Here is a 13878-nt window from a genome sequence, read left to right on the forward strand (position 1 = left end):
TGATCGAGAACTTTTGGGCAATTGTCCAGCAACATTCCGAAAGCCTGACTTGGACTTACGTCAAACTTTTCGCATCGACGGCGATTCAGTCAAGCAACCGGGGGCCATCTCCGCGACCTCAGGCTGCACTAGCTGGGGTTGCATCCATGCAAGGACGCCCGTACAATATAGTTGCCCGTAGAACTACGGGCACAGTGAATTGCCGCCCAGTAAGCATGCGCGCAAAATCTGTGTCGATCAAACTCGCGCTAGTTGTAGTTTGGTCAATATTTTGCCAAATGTAGAGGGCGGGGTGTCGATAGACACCTTGGCGCGGTCGACTTCAGGTAGTCGATCGAGTCGGTACTAGGGTGCTTCGAACGCGCAAATGCGTTTGGATACCATCCCGCGATCTTCTTGGATTTCGTAGTTCAGACGAACTGACGATCCACTCGAGCTTAACGCGGTACATCATCAATGTGTCCCTGACCCGACCGGGCCAGGGATTCTCGATTTGAAGGACGGGTCACAAGAATGAACAGATCAGCAGCAAAGAAGATGAAGCAGCGCAGCGCCGGCAAGCCGGACATCGAGTTGGGCAAACGGATTCGCCTGCGCCGTGTCGAGCAGAAGATCTCGCAGGCCGAACTCGGCGACAAGCTCGGCGTCAGCTTCCAGCAGGTCCAGAAGTACGAGAAGGGCGTCAACCGTGTCGGCGCCGCCCGCCTGCAGCAGATCGCGACCGCGCTCGATGTGCCGGTTACCTTCTTCTACGACGGCGACAACAAGGCCCGCGAAGTCGAGAGCCTGCTGTTCCTCGACAGCGCGTTCAGCCTCCGGTTGCTGCGCGCCTACAGCAAGATCAAGGATCAGACCGTGCAGCGCCAGCTAGTGTCGCTGATGGAATCGATCGCCGCCAACGAAGACTGAGCGCGGAACGGGTCGCGACGCCGCGAACGCGATCCACCACGCCGCAGCACGGATCGGCCGTTGGGCCGCTCGCCGCGACCGCTACGCGCACGCGACGGTCCAGCCGGGAAGATGTCAAGGCGCTGCCATCGGCGATGGCAGCGCTTTTTCATTGTCCGTTCGGCGCCGCCAGGTCTGTGCCCCCGGCTTCGGCACAACGAGCGAGCGATCTCCGCGTTGATGTTCGCCGCAAGGTCGTGCGGCCGCGATGCCCACGATGGCGGCGACCCCGGGCGGGTAGGACAGTTGCGGTAACGTTCCGACAGCAACCAAAACTTAATCAAGACGCAACGGTCTCGGGATAGATCATCACCTCCGAACGAACGCGCTGCCTTTCCATTTTTCGCGCAAGCGACGCAGTCCGGAGAATCGAGATATGCAGAGAGTGACACTCGTCGTCGTAGCCACGATGCTTGCGGCTCTACCGGCATTCGCCCAAACCGCGGGCGCGCCCGGCCCGGCTGCGACGGTCCCGCCACATCATGCGCTGCCGCCTGCGGCGCCGGCGGCCACCCAGCCGGGCCAGGCCAAGCCGGCCGCGTCGGCATCGGTCGCGGAAACGCGATCGGCTGCCGCGCTCGCGTTGTCGCGCGAGCCGACCTACGACCAAGGCAGCGCACAACGCATTCGCGACGTGGTGAAGAGCTATTCCGATCTCGCCGCCCACGGCGGTTGGCCCACGATCCCCGCGGACGCAAAATTTGCGTTGGGCGTGCAGGGCGTCAATGACGATCTGTTGCGCAAGCGTCTGATCATCACCGGCGACCTTGCCACCGACAAGGCCGCCGGCGCCTATGATGAAGTCCTGGCCGACGCGGTGAAGCACTTCCAGACGCGCCACGGGCTCGCAGCGACCGGCACGGTGACGCCGCGGACGCTGACTACGCTCAACGTTCCCGTGCAGAATCGGATCAAGCAGCTCGAGGCCTCGCTTGAGCGGCTCGGCCAGATGGATTTCCAGTTTGGGCAGCGCTATGTCGTAGTCAACATTCCCGCCACTTTCGCCGAGGCCGTCGAGGACAACAAGGTCGTGCGGCGCTACCGCGTGATCGTTGGCAAGACCGAGAAACCCTCACCAACGCTGACGTCCGAGATCACCGACGTCATCCTCAATCCGACCTGGACGGTGCCGTCATCGATCACGAAGACGGAGATCGCGGCGCATATGCGTAGGGATCCGACCTACCTGTCGCGCATGCACATGGACGTGCTCGACGCTCACGACAACCCGATTGATCCGCGTTCGGTCGACTGGTCCGGCGATCACGCGCCGAACGTCACGGTGCGTCAGCAGAGCGGCGCATGGAATGCGCTCGGCGCGGTCAAGATCGACATGCCGAACTCATATTCGGTCTACATGCACGACACCAATCAGCACAGCCTGTTCAACGACGACTATCGCTTCGATTCGCATGGCTGCTCGCGCGTCGACAATGTCCGCGATCTCGCGGCATGGTTGCTGAAAGACCAGCCGCAGTGGACCCGCGCTACCATCGATGCCGCGATCGCCACCGGAGAGCGTCAGGACGTCCGCATGCTGAAGAAGGTGCCGGTGGCCTGGGTCTACCTCACGGCGTGGATGACGAAGGACCGAACCATCCAGTTCCGCAACGACGTCTACGACCAGGACGAGCAACTCCTCGAAGCCACCGCCGAGGAAGCTGCCTTCTTCAACAAGGCCGCCGCACATCCGCTGCCCACGCAGTAGAGCGCGTTTCCGCGAAGCGCAACCAAACGTCGCCACGTTTTGTTTGCGCCTCGCCATTGTGTCGCGCGGCCAATTGTCGCCCGCGCACGGAGTGACCTCACAACTCCCGCATTTCCTGCGTTGAACCGGCGTCGCCAGAACCGAGTGCACGTGCCTGTCTTTTTTGTCGCAGCAACGAAGCGGCCACACAGACGTTTTCAGGCTTCAACCAAGGAGATCTCAATGAATATCAAGCTTGCCGTTATTGGACTGGCCGCGCTCGGAAGCGCGGCGTTGATGTCCGGCGCGGCATCGGCGATGCCGAACGGGCTTCCACAGGCCGGCCACATCGCAGGCGAAACGTCCAATGTCGACAAGGTGCGCCAGGTCTGCGATCGCTGGGGCCGTTGCTACTGGCAGCCGGGCTATGGCTACGGACCGCGCCATCACGGATGGCATCATCGTCCGCACTACTATCCGCGCCATCATCATCACGGGCACGGTCATCACGGCGGACATCATGGTGGTGGCCATCACGGCGGCGGACATCACGGCGGGCACCGGCGCTGATGTCAGCGAGGGGGCTTCGGCCCCTTCGCCTTTTCTGCACTAGAGCGCCGCCAGCACGGCCTTCGCGACATCGGCGGTGCCGTTGCTGCCGCCGAACTCGAACGGCTTGATGCCGCCGGCGTAGACCTTGTCGACCGCGCGCTCGATTCGCTCGCCGGCTTCCGCTGCGCCTTCGAGACCGTGCTTGTCGGCGAGCCAGTCCAGCATCATCGCAGCCGACAGGATCATCGCGGTCGGGTTGGCCTTGCCCTGCCCCATGATGTCGGGCGCCGTGCCGTGACACGGTTGAAAAACGGCGTAGCGATCGCCAATGTCGGCCGACGGTGCCATACCCATGCCGCCGATCAGGCCGGCGGTGAGATCGGACAGGATGTCGCCGAACATGTTCTCGGTGACCATGACGTCGAAATCCCATGGACGCTTCACCAGCGCGGCCGCGGTCGCGTCGATGTAGAGGTGGTCGGCCCTGACGTCGGGATGGCGCTTCGCGGTCTCGTCGAAGATGCTGCGGAAGAACGCGAACGCCTTGAACACGTTTGCCTTGTCGACGCAGGTCAGCCCGCCATTGACCTTGCCGCGCGCCTTGCGGCGTTCGGCAAGCCGGAACGAGAACTCGAACAGCCGCTCGGAGGTGCGGCGCGTGATCACCATCGTCTCGCGCGCCTCGCCCTCGGTGACGACGCCCTTGCCCATCGAGGCGAACAGGCCTTCGGTCGATTCCCGGATCACGACCAGGTCGATGCCCTTCTGATCGGCGCCGACGATCGTGCTCGCCACGCCCGGGATCAATCGCGCGGGCCGCACGCCCGCATAGAGATCGAAGATCACGCGCAATTCGATCTGCGGCGCGATCTCGGTGTTGTCGGGGTAGCGCACCGACGGCAGGCCGCAGGCTCCGAGCAGGATCGCATCGGCCTCCTCGCACAGCCGGATCGTGCTCTCCGGCATCGACTTGCCGGTTTCCTTGTAATGTCCCGCGCCGGCCGCCGCCTCGGTGAAGCGGAATTTGAGGCCGGCCGACGCCTCGATCTTGCGCAGCACTTCAAGTGCCGGCGCCATCACCTCGGGGCCGATGCCGTCGCCACCGAGAACTGCGATGTGAAGTGCGTCGTTGGCGGACATGGGGATTCCTCAGAACAAATGAGAAAGGACCGGCCGTCGTTGCGAGGAGCGAAGCGACGAAGCAATCCACGTCGCGGCAAGCGGAGAGATGGATTGCTTCGCTTCGCTCGCAATGACGGCGGTGGCAGTTACGGCGTCAGCACGGCGCGTCCGACCAGCTGGCCCTTCTGCAGATTGGTCAGCGCCTCGTTCGCCTTGGCCAGCGGCATCGGCGTGACCGGGATCGCCGGAATCTTCTTGGTCCGCACGAGGTCGAGCAACTCCTGCGTCTCCCTGAGATTGCCGACATAGCTGCCCTGGATGGTGACGGCCTTGATCGGGATCAGCGGCAGTGCCCAGGTCGCGCCACCGCCGAACAGGCCGACGATCACGAGCTTGCCGCCCTTGGTCAGGCAGTCGAAACCGAGCTGCGAGGTCTGGGCGTTGCCGACCAGATCGATCGCGGCGCGGATCGGCTGGCCCGCCTTCTTGATCAGCTGCTCCAGCGCGTCGGGCGCCTTGCCGTCGACGGTCGCGAGCGCGCCGGCGGCCTCAGCCGCCTCACGCTTCCTGGCGTCGATGTCGACCACGATCGCGCCCTTGCCGCCCATCGCCTTCAAGAGCGAGAGCGCCATCAGGCCGAGACCGCCGGCGCCGAAGATCACGATCGGCGTGTCGAGGTCCTTCTCGACCTTCTTCAGTGCGCTGTAGGTCGTGACACCCGAGCAGGCGTAAGGCGCGGCCGTGACCGGATCGAGCCCCTTGAGGTCGAGCAGATATTTCGGATGCGGCACCGTCATGTGATCGGCGTAGCCGCCGTCGCAATAGACGCCGAGCGCATTCGGCTTGATCGCGCACATGTTCTCGTCGCCGCCGACGCAGGTCGGACATTTGCCGCAGCCGAGCCAGGGATAGGCCAATGTTACGTCGCCGACCTTGAGGCCGCCCTTGTCGGCATCCTTGACATCGGGGCCGAAGGCGATGATCTCGCCGACCGTCTCATGGCCCATCGTGCGCGGCAGCGAGACGCCGCGATCCTTCAGCGACAGCGGCTTGCGGCCATGGCCGAGATCATAACCGCCTTCCCAGATGTGCAGGTCGCTGTGGCAGACGCCGGCGGCCTTGACCTTGATCAAGACCTGCGTGCCCGACGGCTGCGGTGTCGGATGATCGACCTCTTTCAAGGGGGCGTTGAAATCGACGACCTGGAAACTCTTCATCGCTGTTCTCCCGAAGCTTGTTCTTGCGCGGACCTTGCCACGCCTGCCCGCGCGGGACAAACGCTCATGACCCCATTTTCGAGCAAGCCGCCATGCAGCTCGTTCGAAGGGCCAAGGCCTATTCAGATCAGCGGGTGATGGCAAGCCGCGAACTGGCCGGGCGCCACCACGCGCAGTTCCGGCACCTCGCCGGCACAGCGCGCATCGGCCCGCGGGCAGCGGGTGCGGAAGCGACAGCCGGAGGGCGGGGCGATCGGCGACGGCGGCTCGCCGACCGGCACGCTCTGGGTCGGACGGACGTCCGGATCTGGCACCGGGATCGCTTCGATGAGCAGCGCGGTATAGGGATGCGCCGGCCGGGCAAACAGCTGCTCCGACGGACCGACCTCGCAAAGCCGGCCGAGATACATCACCGCAACGCGATCTGAGACCGCCTTCACCACCGCGAGGTCGTGGGCGATGAACAGCAGGGTCAGGCCGTAGCGCGCCTTCATCTCCTCCAGCAGATTGAGGATCTGGGCACGAATTGAAACGTCGAGCGCGGACACCGGTTCGTCGCAGATCACGAATTCCGGATTGAGCACCAGCGAGCGCGCGATGCAGATGCGCTGGCACTGTCCGCCGGAGAATTCATGCGGCTGCCGCCCGCTCACCAGCGCCGGATCGAGGCCGACCGCCGACAGCACCTCGTCGACGCGCCGCTTGCGCTCCTCGGGGTCCTTGACGCCCGCGATCATCAGCGGCTCGGCGACGATATCGCCGATCCGCCGCCGCGGGTTGAGCGATGCGATCGGGTCCTGAAAGATCAGCTGCACGCGCCGGCGCATCTTGCGCAGCGACTCGCCCTTCAGGGTGGTGAGATCGTGGCCGTCGAACAGCACCTTGCCCGAGACGGCCTGGCGCAATTGCAGCACGGCGCGGCCGAGAGTGGACTTGCCGCAGCCGGATTCGCCGACCAGCCCCAGCGTCTCGCCGCGCGCGATCTCGAGGCTGACATCGGACACGGCATGGATGGTCTTGCCCCCCACCGAATATTCGACGACGAGGTTTTCCACTTTCATCAGCGGATCGGATGCGGTCTGCAACATCATGCGCCTACCCCCGCGGCGATCGGATGGAAGCAGGCATAGAGATGCTCTTGCGTCTCAGCCGGGCTGAGCCGGGGCTTTTCGGTGGTGCAGCGCCCGGCGGAATAACGGCAGCGCGGCGAGAACGAGCAGCCCTTGAGCGGCCGGGTCGGATCGGGCGGACGTCCCGAAATCGCCGGCAACGGCGTGTGCGGCGCGACGTCGAGCTTCGGCAGCGCGGCGAGGAGTGCCTCGGTGTAGGGCATCCGCATCTGCTTGAACAAGGCCGGCGTCGGCGCACGCTCGACGACGCGGCCCGCATACATCACCGCGACCTCGTCGGTACGGCCGGCGACCACGCCGAGGTCATGCGTGATGATGATCATCGCCATATGGCGGCGTTGCTGCTCGCGCGCCAGCAGATCGAGGATCTGCGCCTGGATCGTGACGTCGAGCGCGGTGGTCGGCTCGTCCGCAATCAGCAGCTGCGGCTCGCAGGACAGCGCTATTGCGATCGCGACGCGCTGGCGCATGCCGCCGGAGAGCTGATGCGGATATTGCGCCAGCCGCTGCTCGGGGGCGGGAATGCCGACCGCCGCCAGCAATTCGATGCTGCGCTGCCTGGCTTGAGCAAGATCGAGCTCGAGATGTTCCTGAATGGTCTCGATCAGCTGGGTGCCGATGGTCAGCACCGGGTTGAGCGATGTCATCGGGTCCTGGAACACCACCGCGAGCGAACGACCGCGCAGCTTGCGCAATTTCTCTGCCGACAGTGTCGTGAGATCCTGCCCGTTGAACATCACGCGGCCGGACAGCTTCGCCTTCTTGGGCAGCAGTTGCAGGACGGCCCGCGACAGCATGGTCTTGCCGCAGCCGGACTCGCCGACAATGCCGAGCGTCTTGCCGGCGCCGACGGCGAGATCGACATGGTCCACCGCCCGCAGATTGCCGCGCGGCGTCGGCAGGTCGACCACCGCGTCCTCGACCGAAAGCAATGCACCGCTCATAGCGCACCCTGCCTGGGATCGGTCAGCGCGCGCATCGTGTCGCCGATCAGATTGAAGGCGAGCACGGTCAGGAACATCGCGATCGCCGGAATGAAGGCGAGCATTGGTGCCACATCAAGGCTTTCACGTCCCTCGCCGATCATGCTGCCCCAGCTCGATATCGGCGGCGGCACGCCGAGGCCCAGGAAGGACAGCGAGCCCTCGACCACGATGGTGACGGCGACCCCGAGCAGGAAGAAGGCGAGCAGCGGCAGCAGCACGTTGGGCAGCAGCTCACGCAGCAGGATGCGCGCATGCGTGGCGCCGAGCGCCTGCGCCGCGATGACGAATTCGCGTCGCGCCAGCGTCAGGGTCGCTGCCCGCGACACCCGCATGAAGGCGGGAATGCCGAGCACACCGAGGATGCAGGTCAGGTTGAAGATCGACTGGCCGAGATAGGCGGTGACCGCCAGCGCCAGGATCAGCGGCGGGAACGCCAGCAGCACATCCATGCTGCCGACCACGACGGATTCGAAACGGCCGCGGAAATAGCCGGCGAGCATGCCGAGCGCGCCGCCGATGGTGACCCCGATCATCGGTGCGCAGAGGCCGACGATCAGCGAGATCCGCGCGCCGTAGATCAGCCGCGACAGCTCGTCACGGCCGAGACCGTCGGTGCCGAGCCAATGCTCGGCCGAGATCGGCGCCCGCCGCTCCAGCATGTCCATGTCGGTCGGGTTCGGCAGCGGCAGCAGATCGGCAAAGATCGCGACCGCAAACACCAGCACCATCCAGCCGATCGCGAACCAGAACAGCGTCCCGAGCCGACGACGGCGGACCGGCGTCGCACCGGCCTCTTCCTCGAGACTGAGCTCAAGCGTGGCCATGGCGGATCCTCGGGTCGAGCACGGCGTAGAGCATGTCGACGATGAAGTTCATGATCACGAAGCCGGCGGCGACCAGCAGCACCACGCCCTGCAAGATGATGAGATCGCGGGTAAGGATCGCGCCAACCAGCAGACGTCCGATTCCAGGCAAGGCAAAGATCGTCTCGACGATGACGGCGCCGCCGATCAGGCGGCCGATATTGATGCCCGTGATGGTGACGAGCGTCAGCGACGACGGCTTCAGCGCGTGTACGAACAGGATGCGCGACGGCTTGAGGCCCTTCGCCTTGGCGAGCGCGATATAGTCCTCCTGCAACGCCGCGATCATGTCGGAGCGCAGCACGCGCATGATACCCGGCCATTCCGCAAGCCCGAGCGTCAGCGCCGGCAGCACCATGAAGCGCAGATTGGCGACCGGATCCTCGGTGAACGGCACATAACCGGTCGCCGGCAACAGCCGCAGCTCGACCGCGAACAGATAGATCAGCAGGATCGCTGACAGGAAGGTCGGCACCGACAGCATGCCGAAGGCCGAGCCGGTCATCAAACGGTCGAACGCGCTGCCGGCCTTGGCCGCGCAGGCGATCGCGAGCGGCACGCCGATCGCAAGCCCGATCAGCTCGGCCAGGATCATCAGCTCGAACGAGACCGGGATGCGCTCGCTGACCGCCTGCAGCACGGTCTGCCCGGTGCGGAAGGATCGTCCGAAATCACCCTGCAGGATGTGCCACAGCCAGCCGAGATAGCGCAGCCAGATCGGCTGATCGAGCCCCATGTCGTGACGCAGCGCCGCGACGTTCTCCGGCGTCGCCTGGTCGCCGAGGATCACGTAAGCCAGATCGCCAGGCAACAGCGAGGCGATCACGAAGGTCAGAACCGAGACCGCGATCAGCACCGGCACCAAATAAAGGAGCCTGCGCGCGACGAAGAACAGCATGAAAGGCTATTCCTTCCAGGCGTAGGAGACGTCGAGCACCCCGTTGAACATCTTCGGAACGCCCTTCACCTTCGCGCTCGAGATCGCGTAATAGGTGTTCTGGAAGGTCCAGAACCAGATCGCCTCCTTGTTGATCAGGCGGCTGATCGCGCAATAATCGTCGGTGCGCTGGGCGACGTCGGCGGTGGTTCGCGCATGCTCCAGCAGCCGGTCGAGCTCCGGATTGGAGTAGTTCGCCAGCGCCACCGGGCTGCCGGTGTGGAAATTGGCGTACATCTGCGGATCGGGATCTGCGAGATCGACGATGCGCCACGGCGTCAGCTGGAACTGGCGCATGAAGGCGCGCGGCGGAATGGTCGCCTGATCGACCTGCTCGATCTCCATGTTGGCGCCGATGCGCTTCCAGAATTGCTGCAGCACCTGACCGCCGGTGCGGCCACGCGGCGTCGCCGTGACCAGCATCTTGAACTCGACCGGCTTGCCGTAGTCCTTGAGCAGCGCCTTGGCCTTTTCGACATCGTAGGGCAACGCGCCGTCGTCCTTGCACTTCACCCAGGAGCCGTCGCCATAGGGATTGCTGGCCGGTCGCGCCAGCCCATTGGTGATCGCTTGCGACATCTTGTTGCGATCGAGCGCCATCACCAGCGCCTGGCGCACACGCACGTCGTCGAGCGGTGGGACCTTGGTGTTGAAGGCGGCGACTGAAGCCCCCGAGCCTTGATAGGTATGCACGGTCAGACTCGTGTCTTTGCGCGCCTTGATGATGTTGTCGGCGTCGGCCTCGTCGTCCCAGATGATGTCGGCCTCACCCGATTGCAGCGAGGCGAAGCGCGACTGCGCATCCGGCAGCGGCTTCAGGATGATGCGGTCGAGATAGGGCTTGCCCTTGTCCCAATAGTCCGGGTTCTTCTCGAGCACCATGCGGTCGCCGGCGGTCCAGGATTTCAGGATGTAGGGACCGGTGCCGACCGGGTTGCGATTGTAATCGTCGCCCTTGGTCTTCCACGCAGTTGGCGACTGCATCACGTTGTTGGAGCTCTGGATCGACTGGGTTGCCGGAAAATTCACCGACGGGTCGCTGAAATTGTAGACCACCGTCAGGTCGTCGACCGCGTTCACGCTGATGATGCTCGTGATGTAGAAGGCGCAGCGGCACTTGTTGGCCGGATCCTTCTGGCGGTCGAAATTCTCCTTCACCGCCTGCGCATTGAACGGCGTGCCGTCATGGAATTTGACACCTGGCCGCAGCTTGATGGTCCAGGTCTTGAAGTCGTCGGAATGCGTCCACGACAGCGCGAGCTTCGGCTTCGGCTCGCCCTTGTCGTCGAGCGTGGTCAGCGTGTCGAAGATCGCGGCCGCTGCGGTGTTCGCCGACGTGTCGTAGACGCCGACCTTGAGCGGGTCGAAGCCCGGAATGTCGAGCTCCTGCCCGACGGTGAGCGTGCCGCCCTGCTTCTGCGCATGGGCCGGTGCACCGAATGCAGCCGCACCTAATCCCGCCACGAGAAATATACGCGCAATTGCGTGCGCGCGCCCGACCAGCTTCATCAATGCTCCCTCCCAGATGGGCGACGTCCGGTGTTCCGGATCGTCGTATGTCGGGCGGCAGCTTGTCCGGAATCGCCGCGCGCGACAAGACCGTAAAACGGGTGAAAAGCCGCAGGGCGATCACGATGCGATCTCATGAGCTCGCATCGTGACCTCATCTACTTATTGGAGCATGATCTTTCGGAAAACCGGCATCCACTTTGCGCTAACGCGGCCCTTCGGGTCCGGATCATGCTCTAACTGCGCGCGGTTTTCGCCGGTTGCGCTGCAAAGCCTGCGATCTGATCCTCGGAAAGGCCGATCTCCTTCAGATAGGACAGCGTGTGCTCGCCAAGCGTCGACATCCGCTTGCGTGCACCGACCGTCGCACCGGACATGCGGAACGGCAGATTGAGCACCTTGAAGCTGCCGCCGCCGTCCTCGACCTCGGCCAGCGCGCCACGATGGGCGATTTGCGGATCGGCGAGTGCCTCGCGCACGGTGCGATAGGCCGACGACGGCACACCATACTCGTTGAGCGCAACAAGACAGGCTTGCGTGCTGACCGCGCGCGACCACGCCTCGACGCCTTCCATCAGGCCCGCCCAGTTGTCCCGCCGATCGGAATATTTGGCAAAGCGCGGATCGGACACCCATTCGGGCCGGCCGATCACCTGCATCAGGTTCTGGAACGTCTTCTCGCTGGCGATCGCCACCATCACGTAGCCGTCGGTGGTTTCGATCGGGCCGAACATCGGCCGCTGCGGCGGCTTCACCTCGAACTGCGCCGCCTGCACTTCGTTCAGGGTGAGGCTCAGCATCGATTCCAGCATCGAGACGTCGATATGTTGGCCCTTGCCGCTGCCAGCGCGCTGATAGAGCGCCGCCGAGATCGCGCCGAAGGCATAGACGCCGGTCAGGACGTCGGCGTGATAGATCCCGCAATAGTCCGGCCGGCTGCGGCCCGGCTGGTAGGCGAGATGCGCCATCTCGTAGCCCGAGGCGGCATGGATCACCGGCGCATAGGCCGGCAATTCCGCCGACGGGCCGGTCTGGCCGTAGCCGGAGATCGAGCAGAAGATCAGTTTCGGATTGATGTCGCGGACCGAGGCATAGTCGAGCTTGAGCCGCCGCATCACGCCGGGGCGGAAATTCTCCACCAGCACGTCGGCGGTCGCGATCAGCCGGCGCACGGCTTCGACGCCGGCCGGCGACTTCAGGTCGAGCACCAGACTGTTCTTGCCGATATTGAGCTGGCCGAATGCGGTCGAGCAATTGTTGCGCACCGGCGGTCGCGTCCGCATCGTCTCCCCCTCGCCGGGCTCGATCTTGATCACCTCCGCGCCCATGTCGGCGAGCATCCGCGTGCAATGAGGTCCGGCGATCGTGGTCGAAAAATCGAGTACGCGAAGGCCGTCAAAGCTCCGTGTCAAATTCCCCTCATCGTCAGCGGCTATTGTCGTTGCCAAGGCTTCCTCCACCTTCGTCATTTCGTTGTCCGGCGTCGCGTGACCCTAAAGTGAGCCGACCTGACAGGAAAGCGTCTCGTCCAGACTGAGGCCGCGGGCCGTCTTGCATTTTACTCAAAAGGCAGATTGGACCCGATCTTGCATGGCCCTGTCACGGGCTGGAACGAGGGCGCTTGTTGAAGGTCTTATTCGTCACGACCGAGATGGACGATTTCGTCCGCGTGGGCGGGCTCGGCGCCGTTTCCGCTGCACTTCCCCGGGCGCTCCGGACCTGGAGCGACGTGCGGATCATGCTTCCCGGTTACCGGGACGTCGTCGAACAGTTCACGCATATTGAAATCGTTGGACAATGCGCAGCGCTTGCCGAGATGCCGGCCTGCACGCTCGGGCGCGCATCGACCAAAGACGGGCTGCCGGTCTATGTGCTGCTGTGTCCAGAGCTCTACGACCGGCCGGGCAATCCCTATGGCGATGAGTCCGGCCGCGACTGGCCCGACAACGACATCCGCTTCGGCCGCTTTGCCTCCGCCGCTGCCGAACTTGCAGCCGGAACGCTGGACAAGAATTGGGCAGCGGACCTCGTTCATGCCAACGACTGGCAGGCCGCGCTCACACCGGCCTACCTCGCATGGCGTCAGCTGCGGATTCCGTCGATCCTGACCATCCACAATCTCGCCTATCAGGGCCTGTTTCCGCGGGACTCGCTGCGGCGGATCGGCGCACCGGAAAGCTCGTTCCACATCGACGGGCTGGAGTTCTACGACAAGCTCTCCTTCCTCAAGGGCGGTCTCGTCTACGCCTCGCACCTGACCACGGTCAGCGCGACCTATGCGAAGGAGATCACGACGGCCGAACTTGGCTGCGGGCTGGAGGGCCTGCTACGGGTGCGCTCCGACGCCGACCAGCTGACCGGCATCCTGAACGGCATCGACGAGAGCTGGGACCCGCGTCACTGCGCGCAGCTCGCACAGCCGTTCGGCGCCGGCGACTGGAAGGGCAAGCAGGCCAACGCCGACTATGTCCGCCGGCAATTCGGGCTTGCGGTCTCGCGCGGGCCGATCTTCGGCCTGGTTGCGCGGCTCGTGCATCAGAAGGGCGTCGACCTCGTGCTGTCGGCTACCGACGAGATCATCAGGGACGGCGGGCAGATCGTCGTCACCGGCAGGGGCGAAACCGCGATCGAGGATGCGCTGGTGGCCGCCCATCGGCGCCGCCCCGACGCGATCGGCGTCATCATCGGATTCAACGATGCGCAGGCGCGCCGGATCTTCGCCGGCAGCGACTTCACCTTGATGCCGTCGCGCTTCGAGCCTTGCGGCCTCAGCCAGATGTATGCCCAGCGCTTCGGCTCGCTGCCGATCGGCCACCAGACCGGCGGGCTTGCGGAGACCATCGCCGACGGCTGCGCGCGCCGGCCACAGGGCGCGGCTGGCGCTCATACACAACTGGACCCGCCCCCGACCCTATCTGGCGATATCC

Annotated in this window: 12 protein-coding genes; 4 read left to right on the forward strand and 8 right to left on the reverse strand. The window is 64.5% G+C overall.

The window, feature by feature from the left end; all coding sequences use genetic code 11:
• The first annotated feature begins 513 nt into the window (after nucleotides 1-513).
• The 3 genes from FNJ47_RS25675 to FNJ47_RS25685 all read left to right on the forward strand — a co-directional run bounded on the left by FNJ47_RS25675 (nucleotide 514) and on the right by FNJ47_RS25685 (nucleotide 3205).
• Complete coding sequence (locus FNJ47_RS25675; RefSeq protein WP_016844123.1) at nucleotides 514-909, forward strand: helix-turn-helix domain-containing protein; 396 nt, start codon at nucleotides 514-516, stop codon at nucleotides 907-909.
• Between the two features lie 415 nt (nucleotides 910-1324).
• Nucleotides 1325-2656 carry a L,D-transpeptidase family protein gene (locus FNJ47_RS25680; RefSeq protein WP_163158100.1) on the forward strand — a complete coding sequence of 444 codons (1332 nt, stop codon included), beginning with the start codon at nucleotides 1325-1327 and terminating at the stop codon, nucleotides 2654-2656.
• A 222-nt stretch (nucleotides 2657-2878) separates the two neighbouring features.
• Nucleotides 2879-3205 carry a hypothetical protein gene (locus FNJ47_RS25685; protein ID WP_163158102.1) on the forward strand — a complete coding sequence of 109 codons (327 nt, stop codon included), beginning with the start codon at nucleotides 2879-2881 and terminating at the stop codon, nucleotides 3203-3205.
• A 39-nt stretch (nucleotides 3206-3244) separates the two neighbouring features.
• On the opposite strand, the gene FNJ47_RS25690 is transcribed toward FNJ47_RS25685, so the two are convergent.
• The 8 genes from FNJ47_RS25690 to FNJ47_RS25725 all read right to left on the reverse strand — a co-directional run bounded on the left by FNJ47_RS25690 (nucleotide 3245) and on the right by FNJ47_RS25725 (nucleotide 12420).
• Nucleotides 3245-4327 carry an isocitrate/isopropylmalate dehydrogenase family protein gene (locus FNJ47_RS25690; RefSeq protein WP_163158104.1) on the reverse strand — a complete coding sequence of 361 codons (1083 nt, stop codon included), beginning with the start codon at nucleotides 4325-4327 and terminating at the stop codon, nucleotides 3245-3247.
• A gap of 128 nt (nucleotides 4328-4455) precedes the next feature.
• Complete coding sequence (locus tag FNJ47_RS25695; RefSeq protein ID WP_163158106.1) at nucleotides 4456-5526, reverse strand: alcohol dehydrogenase; 1071 nt, start codon at nucleotides 5524-5526, stop codon at nucleotides 4456-4458.
• A 122-nt stretch (nucleotides 5527-5648) separates the two neighbouring features.
• Nucleotides 5649-6617, reverse strand: a complete 969-nt coding sequence (locus FNJ47_RS25700; protein ID WP_163158108.1) for an ABC transporter ATP-binding protein — start codon at nucleotides 6615-6617, stop codon at nucleotides 5649-5651.
• Nucleotides 6614-7600, reverse strand: a complete 987-nt coding sequence (locus FNJ47_RS25705; RefSeq protein WP_163158110.1) for an ABC transporter ATP-binding protein — start codon at nucleotides 7598-7600, stop codon at nucleotides 6614-6616. The genes FNJ47_RS25700 and FNJ47_RS25705 overlap by 4 nt, the downstream gene beginning before the upstream one ends.
• Complete coding sequence (locus tag FNJ47_RS25710; RefSeq protein ID WP_163158112.1) at nucleotides 7597-8466, reverse strand: ABC transporter permease; 870 nt, start codon at nucleotides 8464-8466, stop codon at nucleotides 7597-7599. The genes FNJ47_RS25705 and FNJ47_RS25710 overlap by 4 nt, the downstream gene beginning before the upstream one ends.
• Complete coding sequence (locus FNJ47_RS25715; protein ID WP_163158115.1) at nucleotides 8453-9403, reverse strand: ABC transporter permease; 951 nt, start codon at nucleotides 9401-9403, stop codon at nucleotides 8453-8455. Before FNJ47_RS25715 ends, FNJ47_RS25710 begins: the two co-directional genes overlap by 14 nt.
• Nucleotides 9404-9409: 6 nt before the next feature.
• Nucleotides 9410-10951 (reverse strand): ABC transporter substrate-binding protein, encoded by a 1542-nt coding sequence (locus FNJ47_RS25720; protein WP_163158117.1) that lies wholly within the window; start codon nucleotides 10949-10951, stop codon nucleotides 9410-9412.
• A 236-nt stretch (nucleotides 10952-11187) separates the two neighbouring features.
• A complete protein-coding gene (locus tag FNJ47_RS25725) occupies nucleotides 11188-12420 on the reverse strand; it encodes a CaiB/BaiF CoA transferase family protein (protein ID WP_163158120.1) in 1233 nt (410 codons plus the stop codon).
• A gap of 155 nt (nucleotides 12421-12575) precedes the next feature.
• Between FNJ47_RS25725 and glgA the strand changes: the two genes are divergently transcribed.
• The coding region (gene glgA / locus FNJ47_RS25730; protein WP_236000096.1) for a glycogen synthase GlgA at nucleotides 12576-13878 on the forward strand (1303 nt) is incomplete at its 3' end.

It is taken from the genome of Bradyrhizobium uaiense (assembly GCF_010811875.1).
Taxonomy (GTDB): domain Bacteria; phylum Pseudomonadota; class Alphaproteobacteria; order Rhizobiales; family Xanthobacteraceae; genus Bradyrhizobium; species Bradyrhizobium uaiense.

What these genes read in the sequence shown, in the direction of transcription:
- FNJ47_RS25680 (WP_163158100.1), top strand. Translation starts at nt 1,325, where the DNA reads ATGCAGAGAGTGACACTCGTCGTCGTAGCCACGATGCTTGCGGCTCTA.
- FNJ47_RS25710 (WP_163158112.1), bottom strand. Translation starts at nt 8,466, where the DNA reads ATGGCCACGCTTGAGCTCAGTCTCGAGGAAGAGGCCGGTGCGACGCCG.
- FNJ47_RS25675 (WP_016844123.1), top strand. Translation starts at nt 514, where the DNA reads ATGAACAGATCAGCAGCAAAGAAGATGAAGCAGCGCAGCGCCGGCAAG.
- FNJ47_RS25725 (WP_163158120.1), bottom strand. Translation starts at nt 12,420, where the DNA reads ATGACGAAGGTGGAGGAAGCCTTGGCAACGACAATAGCCGCTGACGAT.
- FNJ47_RS25700 (WP_163158108.1), bottom strand. Translation starts at nt 6,617, where the DNA reads ATGATGTTGCAGACCGCATCCGATCCGCTGATGAAAGTGGAAAACCTC.
- FNJ47_RS25690 (WP_163158104.1), bottom strand. Translation starts at nt 4,327, where the DNA reads ATGTCCGCCAACGACGCACTTCACATCGCAGTTCTCGGTGGCGACGGC.
- FNJ47_RS25720 (WP_163158117.1), bottom strand. Translation starts at nt 10,951, where the DNA reads ATGAAGCTGGTCGGGCGCGCGCACGCAATTGCGCGTATATTTCTCGTG.
- FNJ47_RS25685 (WP_163158102.1), top strand. Translation starts at nt 2,879, where the DNA reads ATGAATATCAAGCTTGCCGTTATTGGACTGGCCGCGCTCGGAAGCGCG.
- FNJ47_RS25715 (WP_163158115.1), bottom strand. Translation starts at nt 9,403, where the DNA reads ATGCTGTTCTTCGTCGCGCGCAGGCTCCTTTATTTGGTGCCGGTGCTG.
- FNJ47_RS25695 (WP_163158106.1), bottom strand. Translation starts at nt 5,526, where the DNA reads ATGAAGAGTTTCCAGGTCGTCGATTTCAACGCCCCCTTGAAAGAGGTC.
- FNJ47_RS25705 (WP_163158110.1), bottom strand. Translation starts at nt 7,600, where the DNA reads ATGAGCGGTGCATTGCTTTCGGTCGAGGACGCGGTGGTCGACCTGCCG.